This window comes from Methanobrevibacter sp. UBA188 (assembly GCF_905234905.1).
Taxonomy (GTDB): domain Archaea; phylum Methanobacteriota; class Methanobacteria; order Methanobacteriales; family Methanobacteriaceae; genus Methanocatella.
This window is the reverse complement of record NZ_CAJOJM010000021.1, coordinates 1-25,250: the sequence shown is the minus strand read 5'-3', so window position 1 is coordinate 25,250 and position 25,250 is coordinate 1. Positions and strand designations below refer to the sequence as shown.

Below are 25,250 nucleotides of genomic sequence, written 5' to 3'. Positions count from 1 at the left end.
TGATGCTCTTTGACTTTTGCGTCTGTATCCTTCTTTTAGCCGAATGGTTTATCAATCTTTATTTTTCATCACCGAAATTGGCGTTTTTAAAACAGAAAGATAATTGGATTTCACTAATTGCTTCTATACCATTTGATTTAATTTGTTCAGTTTTTGTTCCAGAAATGGGGATTTTAAGGTATCTTGGACTTTTGAGGTTTCTAAGAGTGCTGGTTTTGATGAACAGATTTGATACTTTTGAAAAGTTCATTAAAAAAAGTAACCTGGATAAGATTATTGCAGCAATGTTTTTAATTGTTGTTATATTCACTGCTTTATTGTATGTCTTCGGTTCAACTTATGGTCTTTTTGATGATTTTTATTTTGTAATTGTTACTTTGACTACTGTAGGTTATGGGGATGTAGTTCCACAGACTTACATGGAAAAGGTAATCGCACTGATTTTGATTATTATTGGAATATTTGTATTTTCCACAATTACTGCAGCAATATCTTCGGTTTTTACCAATCGTATATTGGAAGATGATGATAATCATATAGTAACTTCCATTGAAAGCTCAATGGAAGAGAAATTTGAAATTCTTGAAGGCAGATTAAAGAATGTCTCTGAAGAAAATGAAATGCTCAAAAATGAAATAAAAGAGTTAAAAGAGATTATAAAAAATAAATGAGCTTGAATAGGAATTTCATGTAAATTGAGATTTGATAAGTTTTAAATAATTTTTCGTTGTTTCAATTTAGTTATATATGAATTTTCAACATTTTTTAAATGTAGGTGAAGATATATGAAAATTTTTCAAAGGGTTGATGATGTAAAAAGTGATTTTTGTACTTTTCCAAGGTCATTTGAAAAATATAGGTGGTATAAGCCGATTCTTGTTGCGGTTTTGACTTTTATTTTCTATTTTATATTGTCTATACTCTGTGATGTCTTATTCGGCATATTTTTCCCGGAACTCTTCAGCAGTTCTCTTTTGTACAATCCAAATTCAAGTCCGGGGTTGGAAACTGTAGAGGGAATATACACTTCAATCAATATTGCCCTTATAATTCCTTCATTTTTCATATCCTCGATGGTAGTTCGTGACAGGCCCTTCTCATCATATTTATCCTCACGGGGAGGATGGAACTGGGAAATTTTTGTCAAATCTTCAGTCATTGCATTGATTGCATATGGAATAATTACATTGGTCGAATTTTTGATTTTTGGTGTTGAATTCGACAATAAGTTCACAATACTGACATTATTGGCGATGATTATTGTTACATTATTCCAATCTTTTGCTGAAGAGCTTATGTGTCGTGGATTTTTAATGCAGACTTTAGGGTCCTGGTTTAGAATACCTGTTGTTGCAATAATTCTTCAGGCATTGTTTTTCACAGTCATCCATTCGTACAATATAATGGGTCTTGTTGATGTATTGTTCAGCGGATTGTGCTATGGGGTAATCGCATGGTATTGTGACGGTTTGGAAGTTTCATCTGCACTGCATTCTGTACATAATATAATAGTCTTTCTTACAGCAGGATTAACTGCTACTGAACTTTCAAATAATATTACTTTTGAAGGTAGTTTGGAAGGAATTCTTATTTCTCTTGCTGCAATCGCAGCAATATTCCTAATTGATAGGAAATACAATTGGATTGGATTGAAAAGGGACAATTCAGTTAGCGAATAGTATGGGTATAATCCTGTAAAGGATCAACTTCTTCAAGATGCATTCAATATTGTTTTTCTTTTTTAAAAATTTTTTTATATCTTCATGTTTATATTATAATATATGAAACAATTTAATTTTTTCATAGGGGGATGTTAAATGAATAAATTTATGTTATTTGTTTCGGTTGTTCTCATATCTTTACTTGCCATTGGGGCGGTGAGTGCTGATTCTAACATCGGCAATGATTCATTTGTGCAACAGGCAAGTTTGGATGATGAACAATTGAATGTAGAAGAAGTGGATGATATTAAAGATGAATCCACACTAACAAAAGTAGGGGATGTTCTATCAGATGAAATAATATCTGGTGATGAAAATAAGGATACTCCTATCATAAATGTTGAAAATATTACTGTTGATGAGTATTCCCAACCTGTGATTCCATTTAATGTAACTGATTCGGAAGGTAATCTTATTTCCGGTGAAGTTATCGTAACAATTTATGATTCAGAGGATAATATTGGTAAGGACATTTTTGTATATAATGGCGATGGCATAGATAGCTTTAAAAAATTGGATTTGAATAACCTTCTCATATTTAATAATGGATTGGAACTTTTAGATGCATATAATATTGTATATTCATCCATGAATTCAACTAATTTCAATTCCAGTTTGATAGGAAGTGGATTCAGTGACATTTCTAAAGGAATCAACCTTAATGTATCACGTCTGCTAACTGACATTATTGCCCTTGATATTATCAATGTAACAAAAATTGCAGATGTATTGAAAACTTCAATTAGCCAAATGAATGTAACCAATCTCAATGCTGTGCATGAACTTTCCAAAGCGGTTAAAGTAAACAAAACAGCATTTATAAATGCCTTGAAATTCACTCTTAAGGGATTCAATTTAACCATTGATGACATTATACCTTTCTTTTTAGATATTCAAAAGTCTCTTAATTTAAAATTCTCTTTGGCAATTGGATTAGAACTATTGGCTATAATTAATGGTCCTGAAATTTTAAACCTTCATGATGTCTTTAAGTTAGTTAAGGACGTTTATGTTTACAATAATTTAAACATGCCAACTATTGTGAAAGCATTTCTCAGTATTTCTGAAAAATATGGTTTAAATTCTGTCGATGTTGCTAAGATGATGGTAGGTCCTAATTCAACTGTTGGTGGAGGTTTGTCCAAATTGTTCAAATCTTTCAGTATAGATGTTGATGCTGCAGCAGATATAGTAAAAAATATAATTGGAAAATATCAATTTGATATTAATAAAGTAATAAATGCCGTATCTGAAATTACCGGATTCAACAGCTCTAAAATAGCCCTTTTCTTTGATGGAATAAAGGACATTTTTAAAGGTTTCTTCTTTAATGAGACTTATGCTGTAGGTTGGCTAAAAGATCTTATTGCAGGCAATCATAGTGGAATTGCAAATAAGATATTGAATATTTCTCAATTAAATACTTCAAGCATTAAAATGGGTTTTGATAAGATTATTCCAGCAATTAATTTCAAGCTCACTACCTTTCTGGGTGTATGTTCATTAATCGGTAATTATGGTAAATTCAATTCTTCAGTGATTTTAGGCGGTTTGGATAAGATTGTAATGGGATTGGGCGCTAATGTTTCAACAGTTCTTTCAAAAGCATTTTCAAAAATAGGATATTATGCAAGTTTCCCATCCCAAAAACCTGGCATCTACAAGATTATAATAAGATACTTGGAAAATGACAATTTCACTTATGCTGCCCAATCAGCTAATTTGAATATTACTCCATTTGAAAATTATACAATTAATATGTATGTCAGCCAGGCTGAAGCGTATGGTGATGACACTATTTTATATATTTTCCTAATGGATGGGTTTGGAAATGACATTTCAGGTGTTGTAAATGTTTTTTTAAACGGCATCAATATAGCTAATGTAACTACTGATGAATACGGATGTGCGGAATATGTTGTTAAAAATCTGTCAAGTGGTAAATATCTATTTGAATGTGAACATGATGGAGTTAAAACAGAAGCCGACGTTACTATTTTTGTTCCAATTGTTGAAACTGGAATCACCTGTAGTAATGTGAAAACCAAGACAGTAGATGTTGCTGTTGATGGCAAAACAGGAAAATACTTTAAAGGAGTATTGAAAGATGCTCTAGGTATTGTTTTACCAAATAAAGAAATATTAATTTCATATAATGGAAAAACATATAAGAAGACAACAGATAAGAATGGTGCTTTCAAATTCCAATTGAACATCAAAAAAGCAGGTTCCTATTCTATTTCAGCATATTATTTAGGTGACAATATCTATAAGGCATCATATGCTGCTGCCAAAATAACAGTAACCAAACAAACTCCAAAAATTACAGCTAAAAAAGCAACATATAAGGTAAAAACCAAAAAGAAACTCATTAAAGCAACATTCAAATCTGCGAAAAACCATCCTGTTAAAGGTAAATTAATTAAATTTACTGTTAAAGGAAAAACCTACTCTGCAAAAACAAATAAAAAGGGAATAGCTAGTGTAAATATAAAATTAGCTAAAAAAGGAACTTATAAAGTTGCTGTAAAATTTGCAGGGGACACAACATACAATAAAGTAACTAAAAAGATTACTTTAAAAATCAAATAGATTTCTCTAATTTTGAGTGTTATTGCTCAAAATTAATATTCTTTTTTTTTAACTTCACCAAGTCATGTCAAACTCCATATTCAACTATTTGAATACTATTAAATATGATTTGAATCATATTATAATTTGATGAAATCTAAAAAAATTATATTTTTGCTAATTATATTTTTATTTGCAATGTCATGTGTTAGTGCAGCTGACAATTTGACGGACAATACGCTTGAAACCGATTCTAATTCAGCAGTTCAATCAGATGCTCCAAGTATTGCACAGGATGCAGAAATTGCAAGTGAAATTAATGTCACTTTTGATGAAAAAGTTTATGCTAAAAATCTCACGGATATTACTGTTGACCTTCCGGAAACTGCTCAGGGCAATTTGGAAGTTAGAATCAATAATTATTCAATTTATAATGAAACAATCACCAATAAATCAGTGGCCATCCCAATTCAGCTTCCTCCTCAGAAGTTTCCAATTTTTTATGTGAATCTCTGGCCTCCATATGACTCAACACATTATAAGGTTACAGCTTTTTACAACAATGTTGAGATAAATGTCACTCATGATTTGATTGTAATGAAATATCCTCAAAATCATACTCCCTCAGTGATGATTCCCGAGGAGGTTTTGCAATTTTCCCAAAGTCATTATTATATTCCAGCCATCATGTTTCCAAGGTCTGCAACCGGAAATGTTGAAATCTATTTGGACGGCAAACTGATTAACAAAACTAACGTAACAGCGCCTTTTGTTTATTTCAATGAATCCATAGTAACTTCAGCAAGCCTGGGAATTCATAACATGTCATTTGTCTATTCAGGTGATGATTACTATAATCCTTGCGAAGGGAATATAACATTTAATGTTACAAATGTAGTAATGGAGATACCTAAATCGATTTATCTTGATCATGATGATTGCATCTCTGTTCGTTCATTGGCCAAAGGAGATGTAAGTGTATATATAGATTCAAAACTGGTTAAAAAACAAGCATTAGATAAATATGGCGAGTTCATATACTCTCTTTTTGATGACATTACCTGTGGAAGTCATGAAATTAAGGTTGTCTTCAACTCAAAAAATTTCACAAGAACCAAAATCGCCAACGTAAATGTTACATATGACATTGACTTGACTGTACAAAGGATGTATGTTTACGGTGAAGATAATACAATTGATGTTTATATTCCTGAGGATATGAATGTAAAGCTGTTTAAAGTAACAATAAACAACAAAACTGCTTCAATTAAAAAATCAGGCCAGGATTTATGGATTGATATTTCAAAATTACCTAAAGGAAACTACACAGTCAATGTTACCTATTTGGGTGATAAAAAATATTATCCTATGTCAGTCATTGACAACTTTACGGTCGATTATGAAATTACTGATTTAAATGATATAACCTTTAATGACGGGTCAAGCATAGATCTTGTTCTGCCTTCTAATGCGAAAGGAAGTTTAAAAGTCTATTTGAATGACAAATTATTCAAATCTGTTAAATTGGTTAAGGGTAAAGCATCAATTGATATGGATAACCTTAATCCAGGGGAATATGTCCTTAAAGTAGAATATACTGGCAGTGATTACGACGTAAGTGGCTATTGCACAAACCTTACAGTTTCTCCGGATCTTGTTTATGAAAGCTATGTTCTCGTTGGGGAGAAAAATATGCTTTATTTCGAAGTCCCTAAAAGCTGCAAAGGTAAAATTTCAGCTAAAATAGGATCTAAAGTATACTCAGCAACCATTAAAAATGGTATTGCAAAACTCGATTTGTCCAAATTGCCTGTTGGAGACTGGGATATTGATGTTAAATATACTGGAAGCGACGGCTTTAAGGAAAGCTATTATGTGGGTGTTTATGTGGATTATGCTCCAATTAAGATAAAGCCTATATCAACTAAAGTTTCATATTGTGGTGAATATAAGGTAAAGGTTACAGGTAAAACTGGTAAAGCAATCAAAAATGCTGCTGTAACTTTCAAAATCAATGGCAAAAAAGTCAAATCTACAAAAACAAACTCTAAAGGTATTGCAAAACTTAAATTGCCATCAAAGTATTCACCTAAGAAATATACAATAACTGCAATCTACAAGAACAAAAAGTTGTCTAAAAAAGTAAGTGTAAAGCATGTAATTTCTTTAAAAACATCAAAAATTAAAAAATCATCCAAGTTGGTTTTAAAAGCTAGTTTAAAGAAATCCCTTAAAAATAAGATTGTCACCTTCAAATTCAATGGCAAAACATACAAAGCAAAAATCAATTCCAAAGGTATTGCAAAGGTCATTGTAAAAAAATCTGCTTTAAAAAATCTTAAGGTGGGTAAAAAGGTCACATTAAAGGCAACTTACTTAAAAGACACGGTTAAAAAATCAGTTAGAGTTAAAAAGTAATTTTTTTAGAACGAGTGGAATAGTAAATATTTGGAGTCGTTTTTTTGGGAGAATGGATATTTCACTCCAAATACATACTATTACATGAATGAATAATGGATAAATTTAATTGGGAGTTTTACGTGTTTAAATGGGGGAAATTATTAAAGGGACTCCCAATTGGGTTGAATAATAAAGATCATCTAAATGCTACTGCACTTATTTTTTGTCTTTATTAAATTCATTTCGTGTTGAAAGTCTATGTTTTCATTTTCTTCTGCCAACATGCCACATTGTATCCTTCACAGTCGTGTTTCACTTCACAAACACCATTTGTTGTGATTTTATGCCGGTGAAGTTTGCAGTATCGTCGGATTTTTTTGTCTTTTCAATCGTCTTTTGGAATAATATATTCCTTGCAGTATGAAATAACACCGTAACGGATGCCATCGTTTGTGATGTCATCGTATACGCCATCATTCACATTTTTGTATTTTGTAGTGTAGCTTAGAGATTTGTGTTTTCTAAGTACAATTAAGTATATGAAACTATCCATATATAAAGTTTTTCGCATGTAAGTACCTACTTACATTTTTAAATAGTTAAAAGAGATATTTAAATGATTTATTTTAAAATTAAAGTATTTTAATTCTTTTAATAATGAAATAATGCCTATTATTGGGACATTAAAAACTGATCTAAAAAACTTTGAAAAACTGCAGATATTATTAATTAAATATGGGGGAAGTGATGGTAGTGGTTTTAAGTGTTGAATTAACTGAGGTAAATGTCAAATATGCTATTGTCTATATCTATAAACTTTGATGTAAAATCTGTATTGTTTTCTATGTCATCCATGCTTTGATTATTTTTTAATGGAGGATTCATGTTTTGTTCTAGTGATGTGTCGTTGTCTTGTGCAGTATTGTGAATTTCACTGTCATTTAAATGATGCTTGATATCTCCAATAATGTGTGAAACACCTGAATCAATTGCATGTGCTTCTGGAGATACTGAAATCATAATTCCCATGCTGATTATTAATATTGCAAATATGGCTATTTTCATTTTATGCCTCCTTTAAACTTTTAATTATTAGTTATACTCTTTATTATAATTTAATATAAAGTTTTTCGTGTGCAAGTGCTTGCTTGCATGCTTATAATAGAGTATAGGGGCATTTTAATTATTAAAAAAGTTAATTCATGCTGAACAATTGAAATGGAAGTTGATTTCAAATTCAAGATACTAAAAAACGAATATGTCATTAAAAAACTCAAGTAGGCAAAATAGTTACTTATCAAGTAACATATCTTAAAAAAATTTCATAATTATCATAAAAATAGAGGTAAAACCAAGTTATTCGGAGTCATCCTTATCTTGGTTTTGTTTTTCTTTTAGGTTTTCGATACCAATAATCACATTTTCACCTCCATGTAATTGTTGGTGTGGAAGTGTGGATATTAGGGTTGAAGGGGTAAATTCTACACTTCCTACTACATATTTTTTAATTTATAATATATAAATATTTCGCTAATTTTTAGGTATTCCTAAATTATTCTATTTTTTCCTTTAAGGTCAAGATCTCATCAGCTATTTGGACTCATTATTTTTAATAGTACTTTCATTATTTGGATGGTGTGGAATTTAAAATTAATTTGGTGAGGTTATTTATCAATATTTCAATAACATTTTATATGCTCCTTGGAATTTAACCGTATTCTGACATATTGTAATACAATTTTTTTCAAGTAACTTCTTTATTTCTCTTATTTTTTCATTCAATTCAAAAAATCTTTTCAGTTTTGGCTGCTGAATCATCTATTTTCTAAGATGATGTGATGGTATATTGAGATGTTTGTCAATAAATTTTTGAAGTATTCCTGTTTGCTAATGGCATTGTAAATTTAGCATAAAATTCAATTTTTGAAAAGCATTAATTTCATAATCAATATTCATTTTTTTTTCAAAATGTTTTTGATAGAGAATTTCTGATGTGGATGATTACTTTGAAATTTTTAATTTCAAAATCGATGATTTTTTCTAAATTGTTGCAATATTGTAAAAATGTTAAAAATCATATGTTATTTGTGCCGGAATCTGTCAAAAAAGCAGTTTTAGCCATTATCTAGAATGAAATTTTTTTACGATAATTTCTTTATTGTGCCTTAAAAGTTATTTTCTTTCCAAATTTTAATTTATTTTTATCAATAATTTAAAATTGATTTCAAATCATAATTTTGTTTATAGAGATTTCTCAAAATTCAGATTTAAGAATTATGTAAAAAATATCTTACAATTTTTAATTTTCACCTGTAAATTTCATCAAAAAATCTTGAAAATTTTTGGAATTTTCACTCATTTCATCGAAAACAGCCAATATGACTTCAAATCAGAAATTAGTATAAAAAATTATTTGATTTCTATACATGTGATTTTAAAATTATGCAATATAAATGAATTTGAAAGATTAGCTTCATTTCAAATATCTCAAACCACTTAACCTAACAATTTTCTTTTTGCAAGTTAAGGTTGCTTTTCAGTAAGAATTTTACCTCCCAGTAACTCTTGATTTTTGCCATATTTCTGTTGTTTTCAAGCCATTAATATTATTTCATAAAAATTTCATTTTTCATGGGTAAATATGATAAAATAAGTCAATTTTATAATTTAAGAAAAGAATCAATATTTATTTCGAAAAACTCTAATTTTAAAGCTTTTACACTTGAAATAGACCTCTCTTTAGAAATTAAATTTCATACTTAAAACATAATTTATATTAATTTTCAAAGTTAAAATTAAAGTGATGAGCGAAAAATACATCCGCAAAAATAAGAATAATTTCACAGTGGTTAAAAATTCAAGGACATATGGAAAATATGATTCTCTTGATGTTGCAGTGTTTGCAAGAGATCTTCTAGTCAGTAGCGATTGGCAGCTTGACAATATTCATGATGAAATTTTTGAAATTGATAATGGGTATCTTGTTTTCAAAGTCATTGATGATAAGCTATTTTGTCTAGGGCAGTTTAGTGAAAAACCCACTTTTGATGCAATTTCAAAACTCACCCGAAAAAAGATCAGAAACCCCAACAACTCAAAATACGGTTTGAACATATCAAGACTCTTTGACAACTACATCATCAAAAAACAGATTGCCGGAGATGAATATATTTTTGGAGTCTTTGACAATCTTGAGGATGCAACATTTTCCAGAAACTTTTTGCTGGAGCATGACTGGGATGTAAATGCATTCGGTGAAATTGAATTTTGTGATGAGACTGACACCTATAAAATCGTTGAGGTATTTGATGACAGGATATATATTTTGGCATCATATGAAACATTGGCTGAAGCTGAAAAAAATTTGGAAAATGCAAAAAGCGAATTTTTGAATAAAATTTTCAAGCACAAAAACGGACTTGCAAACTATCCTCATCTGGACATATTGACCGACCGCATTGACGAGCTGGAAAATGATTTTCAACTTAAGACTCAGGATGATTTCTGGAATATAGGTGATGTTGAAAATCCTCTTGAAGATATTATTTTCAATTTGACCCCTTGGCAAAAAATCATCTATGACAATGCAGGTGATGAGTTCACATTCCAGCAGCTCAAAGTGAAACTTAAAAGATATGAAAGCAAAAACTTTGACAAAAAAATTCAAAGATATCTTGATGAACTTCAAGAATTGAATCTTATTGAAAAATTGGATGATGATGTGTATAGAAAAGTATGAATCAAAATTTTTATATATTAATCAGTATTAATATAAGACTGTGTTAATATATTTAACACATTAGTCTGTAAATTTGGGGAGTTTTGTTCTGCAAAACTCCCGTTTTGTTAATTATTCTCTATCTGATAGCAATTCACCTGCTACTCCAATGCTTTCTTTTTCATAAGCTTGGACTAAAACAGTTATTGCTTCTATTGGCAAATCATAAGCATCTGCCACTACTTTAGAAACGTTTTTAACCATTTCTCTTTTTTTCTCAACACTAATTCCATCATTTCCAGCTATTGTTATTACAGGCATTTTTTATCACCAATTAAAATTTATTAGTGCGGTAGTATAAATAAATTATTAAAAGGTTTTGATATGATGCTTGGCGAAAAAGAACTTATAAAATTATTTCCAAATTTCAAGGATTTGGTTCAACCATCAGGAATAGACTTGGAACTGGACAGGATATACACTCAAAAAAGCGCAGGTTCACTTATTGACAATGAAAAAAACTTGCCGGAACTTAAAGAAATGGAAGGTGACATTTACACCTTAAAGCCACATACTGCCTATTTGGCAAGTATTAAACGCAAAGTTAAAATACCAAAGGGTTATACAATGCTCTATCTTCCAAGATCAACTCTGTTAAGGTCTTTTATATCCGTTCAAACGGCTGTGGGAGATCCAGGTTTTTATGGAACATTGATGTTTATGATTTACAACCATGGAGATTTTGAATATAAAATCAAATCAGGAGATAGAATTGCCCAGGCGGTTGTATTCCCTGTAGAAGGTTCAGGTGAATATGATGGGTCTTATCAGGAGAAGGAAGAATGAACGTAAGTGATAAATTTGTTGAGATTTTGGCTGAAGAGGGAATTAGCGATGTATTTGGAATTCCTGGCGAACAGATCATGCCGCTTTACAAGGCACTTTCAACTTCAGACATTAATCATATTCTCACAAGGCATGAACAGGCAGCTGCACATGCTGCTGATGGCTATTATCGCTCAACCGGTAAAATTGGTGTTTGCATAGCAACTGCATCTCCAGGCGCATTAAACTTCACTATGGCAGTGGCTACTGCATATAAGGATAATGTTCCGATTCTTGTTATAACCGGTGACAACGAATTGAAATACAAGGGAAGCGATTATTTCCAGACAACTCCTCAAGTTGAAATTTTCAAAAACATCACACAGGATTCTTACAATCCATTAAATGGGACTGAAGCCTTGTATGTACTGAGAGCTTCACTTTTTGCACTTAAAAACAATCCGAAAGGCCCGATTCACATCAACCTATCAAAGGATGTGCTTTTAAGCACTGAGTTTGAAGACTTTGAGCTATGCTATCTATGTGAAGATGACCTGTCAAACATCTCAAAAGCCCAGGAACTGATTGATAAGTCTCAAAAACCATTATTCATTCTGGGTGCAGGCGCAATTTCACAAGGCCAAAACATCAAAGGAATAGCCCAGAAATATAATATTCCCGTAACCACAACATTTCATGGAAAGGGAATAATTTCAGAATATGAAGACATTAATTTGGGCATGGTTGGAGCACGTTCAACCCCTCGGTCAAAATATGCATTTGAAAATGCTGATTGCATCATTGCATTGGGGATAAAAGCCAGTGAAAGGACATTTTCAGAAATTCCAGATAACTTAATTCATGTAAACATCAATAAAGATGTTTTAATAGGGGATTATCCAATTCATGGTAAAGTTGAAGACTTTTTATTGAATGTTAACTTTAAAAAAGTAGATTGGCTAGATGAAATTTTAGATATTGACAATGAAACAGCTGTTGAAGGCATTCATGATGATTTAAAACCACAAGCAGCAATTTTTGAAATCTTAAACAAATTTGAAGACAATATTGTAGTTTCAGATGCAGGAAGTCATACAACATGGACTACACTTTTAAAGAAATCAAAAAAGCCAGGTCAGCTATTGTTTTCAGGTGGACTTGCACCTATGGGATATGGTCTTCCAGCAGCTATTGGAGCATGTGTTGCCAGTGATGAGAAAATTATTCTCATAACCGGTGATGGTGGTTTTCAGATGAATCCTCAGGAACTTGCAACATTGAAGGAATATGATTTGAATGTAATTGTCTTTATTTTGAATAATTCTGAGTTTGGAATAATTCGCCAATGGCAGGAATCATTTTATGATATGAATCCATACCAAATCAAATTGCAAAATCCCGATTTCGTAAAACTTGCTGCATCATATGCAATTGATGGGGTCAGAGTGGATAACCTTGATGACTTGAAATTATTGCTTCAAAAAAATCTGACAGGACCTCTTGTTGTTGAAGTAATTGTTGAAAGTGAAGATGTCCCGCTTCCAAAATGATATTTTTTTATATCTTTAATTTTTTGTGGTGATATTTTTTTCAAACGATATTTATGCAGAACATCTTTTCATAAATTCGTTGATAATTGCCTTAATATCACCAACTTCATCTAGGGGTGCGAAGTAATATTCATCATTTTCTTCATAAATTATTCCAACAGGTTTAAGTTCAGCGGATGAGATTTTTTCATTAATTCTTAAGATATTCTCTTCAAAGACAAATGTAAATCCATATGAATCCTTAAATTTGAATTCAGTGTCTTGGTTGATTTTAAAGAACCCTTCATCGCTCATCCCAAACACCTCTTATGAATTTGCGAACATCCTTTTTAGAAATTAGTTTAATTGTTGGAACTATAAGCCTTAGAGGATATATTTCAACTTCATTGACACCACAAGCATCAAGTTGGCTTCCATTAAATGACGGTTCAGCGCTTATTCGTAATTTTTCATGCATTGTGTTTACTACAGCCAAAATGCTCCATATTATGCCAATATATTTTCCGGTATCTGCAAAACTGTCAAGTCCAAAAATAAGATGGTTTTCAATTTTTTTAACTTTAATTATATTTAAAGCTGATTTTAAAAAGACTTTAAAATCTTTTAAACAAGGTTTAGCCAGTTTTAATATCTTTTTAATGTCTCTTTGTTTACCTTCTTCTTCCTCTTCCTCTTTTTCTTCGTCTTCATCATCATCAGAAGGGAATTCATGAGAATAAACCTTGATTTTTTTAAAAATAAGTATTTTCAAACATCCCTTTATTTCACTTTCTTTTTTTGTATAAATGAATGATATTTTAATTCCAATCAAAAGTAAAATAATAATGAATAAGATGATTATTAAAATAATCATCCCTAGGATGTTAAACATTTTGATTCCTATTCTTCTTCAGTTTCATCTGTTGTTGTAAATTCAGGTTCGATGTATTCGCTTTCGTCATAGGCTTCATCACTCTGTGATCCTAAGTAACTTTTCACTAAATCTGTAATGATTAGGCCTAAGTCGGATAATGCTTTGTTAGCTTCACTTCCTTTACTTAAATCAAGTACACGAACTCCTTCTGCAGTGTTGCCTTTTTTAGGAATCATTACCATGGATATTGGTTCTACTCCAGCACCGGCACCCATTACATCTGTTCCTTCATTTCCAAGAAGGCTTTCTCCTGCACCGAATCCTACACCCATTTTTATAACTGGGATTAAAACTTTGTCTTCGGTCTCGATTGGTGTACCAATTACATTATCTACATTAATAAGTTTACGTAATTCTTCAACTGTTGTTTTAATATTATTGGTCATAGTTTCACATCCTATATTTATGATTTAATATTTGTATTTTATGTTTAAAATATTTTTAGAAAATCATTGAGTAATACTTTTTGACTTATAAGGACATATATTTCAAGTGTAACTTTTAAGTTATTCTTATTTCATCAAAAATTGAGAGGTCTATTTCAAGTGTAAGTTTTCACAGATAACTTATAAGTTTTCATAAAAGAGGTGCATTTCAAGTGTAAGTTTTCACAGATAACTTATAAGTTTTCATAAAAGAGATGTATTTCAAGTGTAAGTTTTCACAGATAACTTATAAGTTTTCATAAGATGGGGGCATTTCAAGTGTAACTTTTCAGATATAAGTTATAACAATTTTTCACAAGAGGTATGTTTCAAGTGTAACTTATAAGTAATATATTTTTTACATAAATAAAAATTCAAAAAAAAGAGAAAAGAATCATAAATATGATTCTGTAATGGATGCTACACCAGCACCTGCATCATCAATTGCACCTAAACCTTTTAGGGTCATACCGATAGCTGCAAATGTTTGGGTCAATTCTTTGTATGAAACATTTCCCATGTGTCCAATTCTGAAGACATTTCCTTTTAAGTGGTCTTGTCCTCCAGCTAATTCAACACCATATTTGTCACGGGTGGTTCCTCTAAAGTCAGCATCTTTAACGCCTTCAGGCATTTTGACTGCAGTAACTGTAGCAGATGATACTGCTTCGTCTGCAAATAATTCTAAACCTAAAGCTTTAACAGCTGCAACACTTGCTTTTGCTGCTTTGTGGTGGCGTGCAACTCTTTCATCTAATCCTTCTTCTAAAACCATTTTTAAAGCTTCGTTCATTGCATAAGTAAGTGAAACGGAAGGTGTGTAAGGAGTTTCAGGAGGGACTTTGCTTCCGCTTTTCCTAGCAGCTTTCAAATCTAAATAGAAAGTGTTGGTTTCCACTTTATCGACAGCAGCCCATGCATCATCGCTTAATGTAATGGCAGCCATTCCTGGCGGTGCTGCAATACATTTTTGTGATCCTGTAAGACAGACGTCAATGCCGAATTTTTCAACATTTACTTCATCTCCTGCAAGGGAAGATACGGTATCTACGATGTATAATGCATCATAGTTTTTCATTACTTTACCTATTTCTTCAATAGGTGCAGCTACACCGGTTGAAGTTTCATTGTGGATTACACTTACAGCCTTAATGTCTTCATCTGCATCCAATGCTTCAGCGATAGCTTCTGGAGTTACAGCAGTTCCCCATTCAACTGCTAATTCTTTGGTTTCAATTCCGTGAGTGTTAGCTATTTTCATGAAACGTTCTCCGAATTTTCCACCTACGACATTTAACATTTTTTCTCCAGGGGCTACGGTATTAGCAATACCTGCTTCCATAGCTGCAGTTCCAGATCCGGTTAATAAATAAGAATCATTTGGGGTTTGGAAAACTTTACTCATCAATTCAGTAGTTTCAGTTAAAATTTCACCATATTTAGCGCCTCTGTGGTTAACAACAGCTTGTGACATCGCATTGAGTACTCTTGGATGTACAGTTGTTGGTCCAGGAAGCATTAATAAAATATCGTTCATTAAATTCCTCCAATTTTCTAGAAAATTAGCTTAATTTCAAGCTATAACTATTTATTATTTTTATAGTTATTAAATATTTTTAATGTGTGAGTTTATTCACATTATTAGAATTTTTAAATACGTATTTTAATCTATTGTTCAATCAAAATTTAATTTTTTTCATATTGTTTAAATAATTTGCATAATCTATGATGTTGTATGCAATGTTTGGAAAAGAGATTTTCTAAAAGTAGTATTGTTTGTATAAAAGATTGTTTTTTAAAAAAAGGGATAAAGAGATAGGCTATTATTAGCCTATTTTCTTTTTATAGTATAAACTCCAATAAGGGAGCAAACTGCTAATAAAGCTAATATTGGATTACCTGTAGCAGGCAATGTATGAGTTGTAGCTGTGCCGTTGGTTGAATTTCCGCTGCTGGTTGAATTTCCAGTTTCATTTGAAAAACCACCTGTTGCATTGGTTCCATCGGCGTGCTGTGGAACAAAGTCTTCATACCTGTCTCCGGAAGCATTGCCTGTTGCGTTGGTTCCATCGGCGTGGTATGGAACGCCGTCATCAGCAATGTCGCCTGTACTTTCATCCACTCCAATTACATTATTATCCATATCAATACTGAGTACGTCATCGGAATTTGTAGCAATATCTTCAGCAGCACATGCGGAACCTGCTGAAATTAATAAACAAAATATTGCTAATATTGTCATTGCTTTTATTTTTAAATCCATATTATCATCTCAGTACCGTTTTTTTTTAGGAATTTGTAATTTTTTACAAATTAGCTTTTACAGTACAATTAATAGTTTAAACTGACTCACATATAAAGGTTTTCGCATGTAAGCGCTCACTTACATTGTAAAATGAATAAATAAAGAATATTAATTCTTTTTAAAAGTAATTAACTACAATAACCGTTGATTTGGTTTTATCGGTTTCAATTAATGTGGTGGGTGCAGTAGGTTTAAGGGTGATGTCATATATATTTAATATCATGCTTAAAAGGATTTGTTTATTTACGGTAGGTTTATTTGTAATGTCGGTTGGTGTGGCTTTTTCAATTGTGTCAACCCTTGGAACAACTCCTATAAGCTCTATTTCTTATTCTTTAACATTAATAACAAATATTAACATTGGAATAACTACATTTGTATTTAATGCAGCATTAATTTTAATCCAATTTCTGATTTTAAGGTCTAAATTCAAGAAAAATAGATTGCTTCAGCTTATAAATTGTGTTCTATTTGGTTATTTCACTGATTTGGCTCTGTATTTGGTTTCATTTGTTCCATTTGACAATACAATTTTGTTTTCAGTATTGTTTTTAGTAATCAGTATTTTTCTGATAGCTCTTGGAATATTCATCTATCTTCCAGCAAACATCGCCCCGCTTCCGGGCGAAGGATGTGTTGAAGCGATAGCTATTGTAACTGGCTGGAGATTTTCAACAATAAAGATAGCTTTTGATGCAACAATGGTTATAATCTCATTAATAATGTGCGGTCTATTTTATACCTCGATATTTGGTGCCGTTAATGTTGGAACAATCATATCTGCTTTCATGGTGGGATTTACTTTAAGACAGATTTCCAATTTATACTTCAAATTAACAGGCAAGCGAATCAATGTCGTAAATCAATAGCACAAATTATTTAATTGGTTAATGGGTATATTAATATAGTGAGGTTTAAACATGGAATTCGGTCTTTGGGAGAGATATTATAAAGAAATTCTTGATGATTTTGGTTTTTCAAGAGATGATGATGAATATTCAGCAAAAGTATTGGACGAGATATTGTCTGAAGAAGGTTGCCTTACATTGGATGATTTAGGTCAAATTGTTAATTTTTCAGATAAATACATTGTATTTGGTGCTGGACCATCTCTAAAAAAACATATTGTAGAATTGAAGGAAAATAAAGACTTAAAAGATTATGTTTTGGTTGCAGCAGATGGTGCAACCACTGCTTTGATTGAAGAGAGGATTTCTCCAGATATCGTAGTGACAGATTTGGATGGGAATCTTGACGATATTCTTCTGGCAAACTTGAGGGGCGCAAACATTGTCGTTCATGCCCATGGGGACAATCTGGAACAGATAATTAAATTCACATCATTTTTCAATAATGTTCTTGGAACTACTCAGGCTCAACCTGTTGGCAATGTATACAACTTTGGAGGATTCACCGATGGGGACAGGGCCATATTTTTAGCCGTTGCTCTTGGAGCTAGCGAAATTACTTTGGCTGGTATGGATTTCGGAGATATTGTAACAAAATACTCACGACCAAAACTTTCAACCGATTTGGCAGATGCTGATGAGTTCAAAAGGAAGAAATTGAAGTATGCTGAAGAATTGACTGCATGGATAGTTGAAAATGAAAATGCAGATATTATTAATTTGTGCGAATAATAATTGATTTATACTAGTTAAAATAGATTAGATAATATGGCAATTGAAGATATTTTAATGTATGATGAAAGTCTTTTTCAAAATATTAATGCTTTTGACCCTGATTATATGCCTCAAAACTATAATTTCAGGGATACTCAAATGGAAGCAATGGCAATGTCCATAAGGCCTGCCATAAGAGGAGGTAAACCATCAAATGCAATTGTTTTAGGTTCTCCTGCTACTGGAAAAACAACTGCAATTAAAAAAGTATTTGAACTCGTTGAAAAGACTTCAGAGAAGGTTGTATGTGTTTATATTAACTGTCAGATTCATACTACTCGTTTTGGAATTTTTTCACAAATCTACAAGAAAATATTTGGCCATATTCCTCCAGAAACTGGTGTTCCTTTCTCAAGAATTTATGATCAAATTATGAAATATCTTCAAACTAATGATAAAGCATTAATAGTTGCTTTTGACGATGTCAATTATTTATTCCAAAGTAAAACTGCTAATAAAGTATTTTACGATGTTTTAAGAGCATATGAAGAATATAATGGAGTTAAAACTGCTACTTTTGCAATCCTTTCTGATTTGGAATTCAAATATGCTTTCGATAAGAATGTAAATACTGTTTTCATTCCTCAGGAAATAACTTTTCCTTTATATTCATACACTGAAATTGAAGAAATCCTTAAAAACAGGGCAAAGGCAGGATTTTATCCAAATGTTTTGGGCGATGAGATACTTGAACAAATTGCAATGTATACCTATGAAAAAGGAGACCTGAGAATTGGAATCAATCTTTTAAGGACATGTGGTAACATTGCAGAAGCTGATGCAAGCCGTGAAATTACTCAAAAGCATTATGATGAAGCTGTCAATTCACTTGTTTCTATTAACATCAAACAGGCTATTGATTCTTTAAATGATGAGGAAAAAAGTGTTCTAAAGGCAATAGCGGATTATGATGGGGTATACACAGCCGGCGAATTATCCGAAATATTCAAAGAAAAAACAGGATCCAGTTATACTTCATTTTATAGGATTCTGGATAAATTAGAATTTGTAAGATTAATTGATACCAAATTTACAGGAAAAGGGGTTAAGGGAAAATCTCGTGAAATTATATTGCGTTTTAACCCCGATGACTATGTCATATGATTTTCCTGTAGGAAATTAGTTTCTGTTAACATTAGATTTTGCATGGTAAGCTTTATCTAATGTGCAGCGTTAAGGGTTTGGTATTGTATTTTTTTTAAAAACAGTTAATCAAGCTTAGAGTAAGCCTGGAGTTGCTGCAACAACAGAAATAACTGATAAAAGTAATGCAGTTATTACCAAAAGCATTACCATGCAAGATTGAACATCGTAGTCGCTGTATCTTATTTCATCTTTTATTGAACTTTTTTTTCTTAAATCTGCTTTTAATGAGGTATCTTTATTACTTAACATATCAATCACTATACTTAATATTATAAAAATACTAATATAAACTAAGAGAAAGAGAGCGTCTGAAAAGTAATCATGAGGGATAAAAATTATGAAAAAATATGAGTATTTTGATGTTACTGCCGATATTGGATTTAAAGCATATGGAAATGATTTGAATGAAGCATTTGAAAATGCAGGATTAGCTATTTTTAATATAATTTCTGACACTTCCAATGTTGATTCAAATATCACTAAATCATTTGAAATAACCTCTGAAGACGAAGTATCTCTTTTATATGATTATCTTGAAGAGCTGTTGTTTTACCATGAAGTGGATTTCATGCTTTTTTGCGATTTTAATGTGGAAATTAAAAGGATTGATGATGCCTTTAATCTTAAAGCAAAAATCAAGGGAGAGTCCATAAATTGGGATAAACATGAGCGAAAAACTGAAATTAAGGCAATAACATTTCATATGATGGATGTTAAAAAAACAAGTCATTATGAGCTTCGGGCTATTGTCGATTTGTAATTTATTTATAATATAAATTTTATATTTATTATTATGAAAAGAAGAAAAACTGTTTCACGAACTCTTGAATTTATTCTGGGTATTGTAGGTTCCGTTTTGGGAATATTTTCAGGTTCTTTTTTAATTTTCTTAGAAAATTATGGACAAGTACACATTTCCTTTTTGGGATTTGTTGCTATTTTGGCTTCTATTTTAGGTATTGTTTCTTCATTCTATTTAAGAAGAAACGAAGAAGCGGCAGGTATCGGATTTTTAATCGCAACAATGTTTGTCATTGTTGGTGCGGACCATATTAATGTGATTAGTGCATTGTTCTTACTCTCAGCAGGGATATTGACATTGTTCAGAAAATAAATTAAAAAAATATTTATACTTTTTTTTAATTAATTATATTTGATGGTTACAATTTATAGTTCATTAACAGAGCATGGAATTCATGTGATGGATTCTTTTGAATTTGAATATGGAAGAATCTTGAATGATGTTGAAGTTGAATATTCTACCTATGGAGTTCCAAAATATGATGAAGACGGTTATATTACTAATGCGATCTTGTTTTCATCTACATTTCGAGGAATCTATTCTTTTTTAGCTGGAATGCATAACTATGTATTGGACAATAGTAATTTTGATGATGAATCTTATTTTATACTAATTAAATCTTTAGGAACACCTGGTTCATGTTCTCCATCATCAACAGGATTAAATGGTGATTTTCCAAAATACACTGTTAGAGATCAGGTAAAGTTTAGAAGGCAATTTTTATTTGAAAAATTTAAAATCAAAAAGATTTTAGGTTTGGTCGGTGAAGGTATTGGTGCATTTCAATTTTTAACATGGGCCTGCGACTATCCTGATGAAATGAAGTTTTTATTAATTATAAATAGTGCAGCTAATGTTTCAGGTTACAGGTTTATTCTTTCAAAGACTTTTGAAAGCATTATTGATTCGGCTGATAACTCTGATGATGAATATGGTATTTCTAAAAATAATGCAGTTGTTGCAATCAATGCTTTGCTTTTTGCCCATTCATCCTCCAAAACAGCATTCAGTAAACTGGATAATGATGAAATCACAGTTATCTTTGAAGATTTTGCAGATGAGTGTTTCTTTAGAGACATGTATGATTTCAAATTCAGAAATGAATGTGATATGGAATTTGATGTCATTGATAAACTGCCGAATATTAAGGCGAAATCATTGTTCATTGGAACTAATACTAACTATTTCCATTCAGATTTTGACATGATTCCATTTAAGGAATTGGTTAAAGATTCAGAAGTTTTGATTGAAGATACTGTTCAGAACGATTATTATTTTAAACAAGAGGATTATAAGAATATTGGCGATAAGATAATTTCCTTTTTAGACCAATTTTTAAATGAATAATATTTTTTTTGCTATTATCAGCCATTTCACCAAAACTTTATTTAAATATCAGCTATAAATATTAAAGCATAATAATTCTGTGATTTTTATGACAATTAAAGATGAAATTAAAAAAGTTAGAGATAACGTTTATGAAATTCCGGGCTCTTACGATAAAAAAATGAGGGCTTCCGGAAGATTTTATATCGATGATGAAAGCTTTGAAAACCTTGAGGAAGGTGCAGTTAAACAGATTGTTAATGTTGCATGTCTTCCAGGTGTTCAAAAATACTCCATTGGTCTGCCGGACATTCACTTTGGATATGGATTTCCTATAGGTGGAGTTGCAGCATTCAGCTTAAGAACTGGTATAGTATCTCCTGGAGGGGTCGGTTTTGACATTAACTGTGGTGTAAGATTGATTAAATCTAATTTGACCATTGAAGATGTTGAAGACCATTTGGATGAGCTTACAGAAAAGCTTTTTAAAAATATACCTTCTGGAGTTGGAAGCAAAGGTAAAATAAAACTTGAAGAAGGCGAAATTGACAAGGTTCTTGACTTTGGTGCTGAATGGGCTGTTGAAAATGGTTACGGATGGCCGGAAGATTTGGAAGTTTTGGAAGAAAACGGAAGAATGGTTGATGCAAACTCAAGTATCGTATCCGATAAGGCTAAAAAAAGAGGAATTCCACAATTGGGTTCACTTGGTTCCGGAAATCACTTTTTAGAAATTCAAATCGTTGATGAAATCTACAATGATGAAGTGGCTGAAGTATATGGCCTTAAAAAAGGAATGATTGTAGTGATGATTCACACAGGTTCCAGAGGATGTGGACACCAAATATGTTCTGATTATCTAAGGATTATGGATAAGGCTTATAAAAATTATAAAATTCAAATTGTGGATAGACAGCTTGCATGCGCTCCGCTAGATTCAAAAGAGGCACAAAACTATATTATGGCTATGGCGGCTGCAGCAAATTATGCATGGGCAAACAGACAAATGATAACTCATTGGGTTCGCGAAACATTTGAGGATGTTTTAGGAAAATCTGCAAAAGACATGGAAATGGATATATTATATGATGTTGCCCACAATATTGCTAAAATGGAAACTCATAAGGTTTATAAACGTGAAGAAGAGTTATTGGTTCACAGAAAAGGTGCAACCCGTGCTTTCGGACCTGGATGCGAAGAAGTTCCGGAAAAATACAGGGAAGTTGGACAGCCTGTATTGATTCCGGGCACTATGGGAACTGCATCATATGTATTGCACGGAACTGAAGTTGCAATGGAAGAAACTTTTGGATCTACTGCTCACGGTGCCGGAAGAGTTCTTTCAAGGTCTCAGGCCAAAAAGGATTATTCTGCTGATGAAATCACTCAGGATATGGAAAGCAAAGGAATCAAGATTAAGGCAAACAGCAAACATGTTATTGCTGAAGAGGCTCCTGGTGCTTACAAAGATGTAGATAGCGTTGTTCGTGTATCTGACAGTACTGGAATTGCTAAATTAGTTGCACGTGTCAAACCATTGGCTGTTACAAAAGGATGATATTATATGATTGGTATAATTGGGGGTAGTGGAGTATATGAAATTACCCATAAGGCTGATTCCTGCACTAAAAAGCTAGTCAAAACTGATTACGGTGATGTTGAAGTCTCAATTTTGGACATATTTTCAAAAAAGGTGGCTTTCATTCCTCGCCATGCTGCAGGTCATAATATTCCACCTCATAAAATCAATTTCAGAGCTAACGTCGATGCATTGAAAAATGTTGGAGTTACCAAGATAATTGCCACCAATTCGGTAGGGTCTATGAATCTTGAAATGCCTCCAGGATCGTTTGTGATTCCAAATGATTTTTTAGATTTTTCACAAAACAGGGCAAAGACTTTTTATGAAGATAAGGTGGTTCATATAGATGTGACTGAACCTTATTGTAGTTCTTTAAGTGATGTTTTGGATAAATCCGGTGATGTAATTTTGGGCGGAACATATGTCTGCACTGAGGGGCCAAGATTTGAAACTCCTGCTGAAATTAAAATGTTTAAGATGCTCGGAGGAGATTTGGTAGGTATGACTGGTGTTCCTGAAGTTACTTTGGCACGTGAAAGGGAAATGTGTTATGCTTCAATATGCATCGTGTCCAATTATGCATCCGGAATTTCACAAAACAATCTGACAATCGATGAAGTTTTCGAAATGATGGGTGAAAAGGAAGTTGAGCTACTTGAATTAATATATAATTTCATTAAAAATGTGGATGATTCCACAGATTGCACATGTCTTCATGCATTAGATGGAGCAGAAGTGTAAGTGTTATAATAATCATGGGTTCATTTAATTAAAAGAGGGATTAATATGAGATTGGCTGTAGTATCTTCTGATGGTGAAAATGTGGATTTGCACCTTGGAAAGGGAAAATCTGTTTACATCTATGATTGGGATGAAGAATTGAGCTTTGTTGAGAAAAGGGATGTTGAAATTGCAGAGGATTCAAAACATCAAGGGGGCAAGGTCTTAAAGACATGCAGTGACTGTGATGTTTTAATATCTGTTCAGTATGGTTTCAAATCCAAAATAAAAGCAGATGATCAAGGAATTAAATTGGTAATGGATGAAGGTCCAATTGATGAAGTTTTAAAAAGATATGTTGACCATGTTAATTTCATGAAAAATTAACATTTTATTTTTTTAAACAATATTTAAATAACACGAGTTATAAATTTGATATTAGTGGTGATTTAAATGGATTTATCAAATTTATGCAAATTATCTGCTGATGAAATTTTAAAAGGCTCTTTCGGTATAGAATGGGAAAGCCTTAGAGCTTATTCTGATGGTAAACTATCTTTAACCCCACATCCTGAAGTATTCGGGGACAAGTTAAAAAATCCATTGATAACTACTGATTTTTCCGAAAGCCAGATTGAGATTATAACTCCCACTTTCAATTCTATTGATGAGGCTTTCAATGTTTTTTCTCTTTTGGCAGATTTGGTCAATGCCCATCTTCCTGATGATGAATATCTCTGGTTTCAGTCAATTCCATGCATATTGCCATATACTCAGGAGATTCCGATTGCAAGGTATGGTGAAGAAGGTATTGAATCTGAAAAATATCGTATTGAACTGGCTAAAAAGTACGGCTTTAAAAAGCAGATGATTTCAGGGGTTCATTTTAACTTTTCATTTTCTGAAGATGTCCTTCACAAATTATATGGCATTGTCGATTGCAAATCTTCTTTTAAAGAGTTTAAAAATGAAATTTATTTGAAAATTGCCCGCAATTATTTAAGATACTGCTGGCTGATAATTTATTTGACCGGCTGTTCTATCGGTTTGCATGATTCATTTTCTAAAGATTGCATTCATCTGATGGATGCTCGTGATGTCTATGGAAGTTATTACAGTACCAAAGGACCTTCATTTAGAAATTCCTCATGCGGCTATAAAAATCTGAAAGATTTGCATCCAAGTTACAATTCTGTTGATGAATTCGCCGATGATGTGCAGTCTTTCATTGATGATGGCGATTTGTCACAGGCCAAGGAGCTGTACACACAAATCAGATTAAAACCTAAAGATCCTTCTGACATGTTAATGTCTCTTAGGGAGGATGGAATTCAATATATTGAAATAAGGACTTTGGATATCAATCCTTTTTATAAATGCGGCCTTATAAGAAATGATATGAAATTTTTACACCTGTTCTTAATATATATGGCAATTAAAAACGAGTCTGATTATGCAGATTGGCAAATGGAAGCTAAAATAAATGAGGAACTGGTTGCTGAAAGAGCCTATGATGAATCAATGAGACTTTTAAAAGATGGTGAAGAAATTACATTTAAAAAAT

The 25,250-nt window shown here is 32.0% G+C and carries 26 protein-coding genes; 17 read left to right on the top strand and 9 right to left on the bottom strand.

Annotated elements, in window-relative coordinates; translation table 11 throughout:
• From QZ143_RS05800 to QZ143_RS05785, 4 genes are all read left to right on the top strand, one after another.
• Window positions 1–671, top strand: a 671-nt coding sequence (locus tag QZ143_RS05800; RefSeq protein ID WP_292882118.1) for a potassium channel family protein, incomplete at its 5' end; no start/stop codon positions are given.
• Between the two features lie 114 nt (window positions 672–785).
• Entirely contained in the window at window positions 786–1,679 is an 894-nt protein-coding gene (locus tag QZ143_RS05795; RefSeq protein WP_292882115.1) for a type II CAAX endopeptidase family protein, read from the top strand.
• Between the two features lie 138 nt (window positions 1,680–1,817).
• Complete coding sequence (locus tag QZ143_RS05790; RefSeq protein WP_292882112.1) at window positions 1,818–4,313, top strand: Ig-like domain repeat protein; 2,496 nt, start codon at window positions 1,818–1,820, stop codon at window positions 4,311–4,313.
• A gap of 177 nt (window positions 4,314–4,490) precedes the next feature.
• A complete protein-coding gene (locus QZ143_RS05785; protein ID WP_292882109.1) occupies window positions 4,491–6,710 on the top strand; it encodes a hypothetical protein in 2,220 nt (739 codons plus the stop codon).
• A 367-nt stretch (window positions 6,711–7,077) separates the two neighbouring features.
• Here QZ143_RS05785 and QZ143_RS05780 read toward each other — a convergent pair whose 3' ends face one another.
• Window positions 7,078–7,245 (bottom strand): hypothetical protein, encoded by a 168-nt coding sequence (locus QZ143_RS05780; protein WP_292882106.1) that lies wholly within the window; start codon window positions 7,243–7,245, stop codon window positions 7,078–7,080.
• A 218-nt stretch (window positions 7,246–7,463) separates the two neighbouring features.
• Window positions 7,464–7,757: a hypothetical protein gene (locus QZ143_RS05775; protein WP_292882103.1), complete on the bottom strand. Its 294-nt coding sequence runs from the start codon at window positions 7,755–7,757 to the stop codon at window positions 7,464–7,466.
• A gap of 1,738 nt (window positions 7,758–9,495) precedes the next feature.
• Here QZ143_RS05775 and QZ143_RS05770 point away from each other — a divergent pair.
• The gene (locus tag QZ143_RS05770; protein ID WP_292882100.1) at window positions 9,496–10,431 is read left to right on the top strand and encodes a hypothetical protein; all 936 of its coding nucleotides are present in this window, start codon (window positions 9,496–9,498) and stop codon (window positions 10,429–10,431) included.
• A 111-nt stretch (window positions 10,432–10,542) separates the two neighbouring features.
• Here QZ143_RS05770 and dmpI read toward each other — a convergent pair whose 3' ends face one another.
• Window positions 10,543–10,731 carry a 4-oxalocrotonate tautomerase DmpI gene (gene dmpI / locus QZ143_RS05765; protein WP_292882096.1) on the bottom strand — a complete coding sequence of 63 codons (189 nt, stop codon included), beginning with the start codon at window positions 10,729–10,731 and terminating at the stop codon, window positions 10,543–10,545.
• A gap of 66 nt (window positions 10,732–10,797) precedes the next feature.
• Here dmpI and QZ143_RS05760 point away from each other — a divergent pair, with 66 nt between their 5' ends.
• Both QZ143_RS05760 and QZ143_RS05755 read left to right on the top strand, forming a co-directional pair.
• On the top strand, window positions 10,798–11,256 hold the full coding sequence (locus QZ143_RS05760) for a deoxyuridine 5'-triphosphate nucleotidohydrolase (protein WP_292882121.1): 459 nt from the start codon (window positions 10,798–10,800) through the stop codon (window positions 11,254–11,256).
• Entirely contained in the window at window positions 11,253–12,785 is a 1,533-nt protein-coding gene (locus QZ143_RS05755) for a thiamine pyrophosphate-binding protein (protein WP_292882093.1), read from the top strand. The genes QZ143_RS05760 and QZ143_RS05755 overlap by 4 nt, the downstream gene beginning before the upstream one ends.
• A gap of 51 nt (window positions 12,786–12,836) precedes the next feature.
• Here QZ143_RS05755 and QZ143_RS05750 read toward each other — a convergent pair whose 3' ends face one another.
• From QZ143_RS05750 to QZ143_RS05730, 5 genes are all read right to left on the bottom strand, one after another.
• A complete protein-coding gene (locus QZ143_RS05750; protein WP_292606215.1) occupies window positions 12,837–13,079 on the bottom strand; it encodes a hypothetical protein in 243 nt (80 codons plus the stop codon).
• Entirely contained in the window at window positions 13,069–13,536 is a 468-nt protein-coding gene (locus QZ143_RS05745; RefSeq protein WP_292882090.1) for a DUF2953 domain-containing protein, read from the bottom strand. Before QZ143_RS05745 ends, QZ143_RS05750 begins: the two co-directional genes overlap by 11 nt.
• 128 nt (window positions 13,537–13,664) lie before the next feature.
• Complete coding sequence (locus QZ143_RS05740; RefSeq protein WP_292606211.1) at window positions 13,665–14,084, bottom strand: spore germination protein GerW family protein; 420 nt, start codon at window positions 14,082–14,084, stop codon at window positions 13,665–13,667.
• Window positions 14,085–14,517: 433 nt separating this feature from the next.
• A complete protein-coding gene (locus tag QZ143_RS05735; RefSeq protein WP_292606209.1) occupies window positions 14,518–15,660 on the bottom strand; it encodes an alanine--glyoxylate aminotransferase family protein in 1,143 nt (380 codons plus the stop codon).
• Between the two features lie 294 nt (window positions 15,661–15,954).
• Window positions 15,955–16,386 (bottom strand): hypothetical protein, encoded by a 432-nt coding sequence (locus QZ143_RS05730; protein ID WP_292882087.1) that lies wholly within the window; start codon window positions 16,384–16,386, stop codon window positions 15,955–15,957.
• A gap of 191 nt (window positions 16,387–16,577) precedes the next feature.
• Between QZ143_RS05730 and QZ143_RS05725 the strand changes: the two genes are divergently transcribed.
• Genes QZ143_RS05725 through QZ143_RS05715 form a run of 3 tightly spaced genes read left to right on the top strand, consistent with a single transcriptional unit; the run spans window position 16,578 to window position 19,214 of the window.
• Entirely contained in the window at window positions 16,578–17,297 is a 720-nt protein-coding gene (locus QZ143_RS05725; RefSeq protein ID WP_292882085.1) for a DUF6198 family protein, read from the top strand.
• A gap of 51 nt (window positions 17,298–17,348) precedes the next feature.
• Complete coding sequence (locus QZ143_RS05720) at window positions 17,349–18,068, top strand: 6-hydroxymethylpterin diphosphokinase MptE-like protein (RefSeq protein WP_292606203.1); 720 nt, start codon at window positions 17,349–17,351, stop codon at window positions 18,066–18,068.
• Between the two features lie 36 nt (window positions 18,069–18,104).
• Window positions 18,105–19,214 carry an ORC1-type DNA replication protein gene (locus QZ143_RS05715; protein WP_292882083.1) on the top strand — a complete coding sequence of 370 codons (1,110 nt, stop codon included), beginning with the start codon at window positions 18,105–18,107 and terminating at the stop codon, window positions 19,212–19,214.
• A 114-nt stretch (window positions 19,215–19,328) separates the two neighbouring features.
• Here the strand turns inward: QZ143_RS05715 and QZ143_RS05710 are convergent, their stop codons facing one another.
• Window positions 19,329–19,505 carry a hypothetical protein gene (locus QZ143_RS05710; RefSeq protein WP_292606199.1) on the bottom strand — a complete coding sequence of 59 codons (177 nt, stop codon included), beginning with the start codon at window positions 19,503–19,505 and terminating at the stop codon, window positions 19,329–19,331.
• Between the two features lie 88 nt (window positions 19,506–19,593).
• Between QZ143_RS05710 and QZ143_RS05705 the strand changes: the two genes are divergently transcribed.
• From QZ143_RS05705 to QZ143_RS05675, 7 genes are all read left to right on the top strand, one after another.
• Window positions 19,594–20,016, top strand: coding sequence for an archease (locus QZ143_RS05705; protein ID WP_292882081.1), 423 nt, complete (start codon window positions 19,594–19,596; stop codon window positions 20,014–20,016).
• Between the two features lie 33 nt (window positions 20,017–20,049).
• Window positions 20,050–20,370 (top strand): DUF4064 domain-containing protein, encoded by a 321-nt coding sequence (locus QZ143_RS05700; RefSeq protein WP_292882078.1) that lies wholly within the window; start codon window positions 20,050–20,052, stop codon window positions 20,368–20,370.
• A 42-nt stretch (window positions 20,371–20,412) separates the two neighbouring features.
• Window positions 20,413–21,405, top strand: coding sequence for a hypothetical protein (locus QZ143_RS05695; protein WP_292606193.1), 993 nt, complete (start codon window positions 20,413–20,415; stop codon window positions 21,403–21,405).
• An 88-nt stretch (window positions 21,406–21,493) separates the two neighbouring features.
• Window positions 21,494–22,942: an RtcB family protein gene (locus QZ143_RS05690; RefSeq protein ID WP_292882075.1), complete on the top strand. Its 1,449-nt coding sequence runs from the start codon at window positions 21,494–21,496 to the stop codon at window positions 22,940–22,942.
• Between the two features lie 6 nt (window positions 22,943–22,948).
• The gene (mtnP, locus tag QZ143_RS05685; protein ID WP_292608366.1) at window positions 22,949–23,707 is read left to right on the top strand and encodes an S-methyl-5'-thioadenosine phosphorylase; all 759 of its coding nucleotides are present in this window, start codon (window positions 22,949–22,951) and stop codon (window positions 23,705–23,707) included.
• 45 nt (window positions 23,708–23,752) lie between these two features.
• Entirely contained in the window at window positions 23,753–24,073 is a 321-nt protein-coding gene (locus QZ143_RS05680; RefSeq protein WP_292608370.1) for a NifB/NifX family molybdenum-iron cluster-binding protein, read from the top strand.
• 66 nt (window positions 24,074–24,139) lie between these two features.
• A partial coding sequence (locus tag QZ143_RS05675) for a glutamate--cysteine ligase (RefSeq protein WP_292882071.1) occupies window positions 24,140–25,250 on the top strand: 1,111 nt, incomplete at its 3' end.

What these genes read in the sequence shown, in the direction of transcription:
- QZ143_RS05780 (WP_292882106.1), bottom strand. Translation starts at nt 7,245, where the DNA reads ATGGATAGTTTCATATACTTAATTGTACTTAGAAAACACAAATCTCTA.
- QZ143_RS05730 (WP_292882087.1), bottom strand. Translation starts at nt 16,386, where the DNA reads ATGGATTTAAAAATAAAAGCAATGACAATATTAGCAATATTTTGTTTA.
- QZ143_RS05760 (WP_292882121.1), top strand. Translation starts at nt 10,798, where the DNA reads ATGCTTGGCGAAAAAGAACTTATAAAATTATTTCCAAATTTCAAGGAT.
- QZ143_RS05740 (WP_292606211.1), bottom strand. Translation starts at nt 14,084, where the DNA reads ATGACCAATAATATTAAAACAACAGTTGAAGAATTACGTAAACTTATT.
- dmpI (WP_292882096.1), bottom strand. Translation starts at nt 10,731, where the DNA reads ATGCCTGTAATAACAATAGCTGGAAATGATGGAATTAGTGTTGAGAAA.
- mtnP (WP_292608366.1), top strand. Translation starts at nt 22,949, where the DNA reads ATGATTGGTATAATTGGGGGTAGTGGAGTATATGAAATTACCCATAAG.
- QZ143_RS05700 (WP_292882078.1), top strand. Translation starts at nt 20,050, where the DNA reads ATGAAAAGAAGAAAAACTGTTTCACGAACTCTTGAATTTATTCTGGGT.
- QZ143_RS05680 (WP_292608370.1), top strand. Translation starts at nt 23,753, where the DNA reads ATGAGATTGGCTGTAGTATCTTCTGATGGTGAAAATGTGGATTTGCAC.
- QZ143_RS05705 (WP_292882081.1), top strand. Translation starts at nt 19,594, where the DNA reads ATGAAAAAATATGAGTATTTTGATGTTACTGCCGATATTGGATTTAAA.
- QZ143_RS05790 (WP_292882112.1), top strand. Translation starts at nt 1,818, where the DNA reads ATGAATAAATTTATGTTATTTGTTTCGGTTGTTCTCATATCTTTACTT.
- QZ143_RS05785 (WP_292882109.1), top strand. Translation starts at nt 4,491, where the DNA reads ATGTCATGTGTTAGTGCAGCTGACAATTTGACGGACAATACGCTTGAA.
- QZ143_RS05720 (WP_292606203.1), top strand. Translation starts at nt 17,349, where the DNA reads ATGGAATTCGGTCTTTGGGAGAGATATTATAAAGAAATTCTTGATGAT.
- QZ143_RS05775 (WP_292882103.1), bottom strand. Translation starts at nt 7,757, where the DNA reads ATGAAAATAGCCATATTTGCAATATTAATAATCAGCATGGGAATTATG.
- QZ143_RS05770 (WP_292882100.1), top strand. Translation starts at nt 9,496, where the DNA reads ATGAGCGAAAAATACATCCGCAAAAATAAGAATAATTTCACAGTGGTT.
- QZ143_RS05735 (WP_292606209.1), bottom strand. Translation starts at nt 15,660, where the DNA reads ATGAACGATATTTTATTAATGCTTCCTGGACCAACAACTGTACATCCA.
- QZ143_RS05695 (WP_292606193.1), top strand. Translation starts at nt 20,413, where the DNA reads ATGGTTACAATTTATAGTTCATTAACAGAGCATGGAATTCATGTGATG.
- QZ143_RS05710 (WP_292606199.1), bottom strand. Translation starts at nt 19,505, where the DNA reads ATGTTAAGTAATAAAGATACCTCATTAAAAGCAGATTTAAGAAAAAAA.
- QZ143_RS05715 (WP_292882083.1), top strand. Translation starts at nt 18,105, where the DNA reads ATGGCAATTGAAGATATTTTAATGTATGATGAAAGTCTTTTTCAAAAT.
- QZ143_RS05795 (WP_292882115.1), top strand. Translation starts at nt 786, where the DNA reads ATGAAAATTTTTCAAAGGGTTGATGATGTAAAAAGTGATTTTTGTACT.
- QZ143_RS05690 (WP_292882075.1), top strand. Translation starts at nt 21,494, where the DNA reads ATGACAATTAAAGATGAAATTAAAAAAGTTAGAGATAACGTTTATGAA.
- QZ143_RS05750 (WP_292606215.1), bottom strand. Translation starts at nt 13,079, where the DNA reads ATGAGCGATGAAGGGTTCTTTAAAATCAACCAAGACACTGAATTCAAA.
- QZ143_RS05755 (WP_292882093.1), top strand. Translation starts at nt 11,253, where the DNA reads ATGAACGTAAGTGATAAATTTGTTGAGATTTTGGCTGAAGAGGGAATT.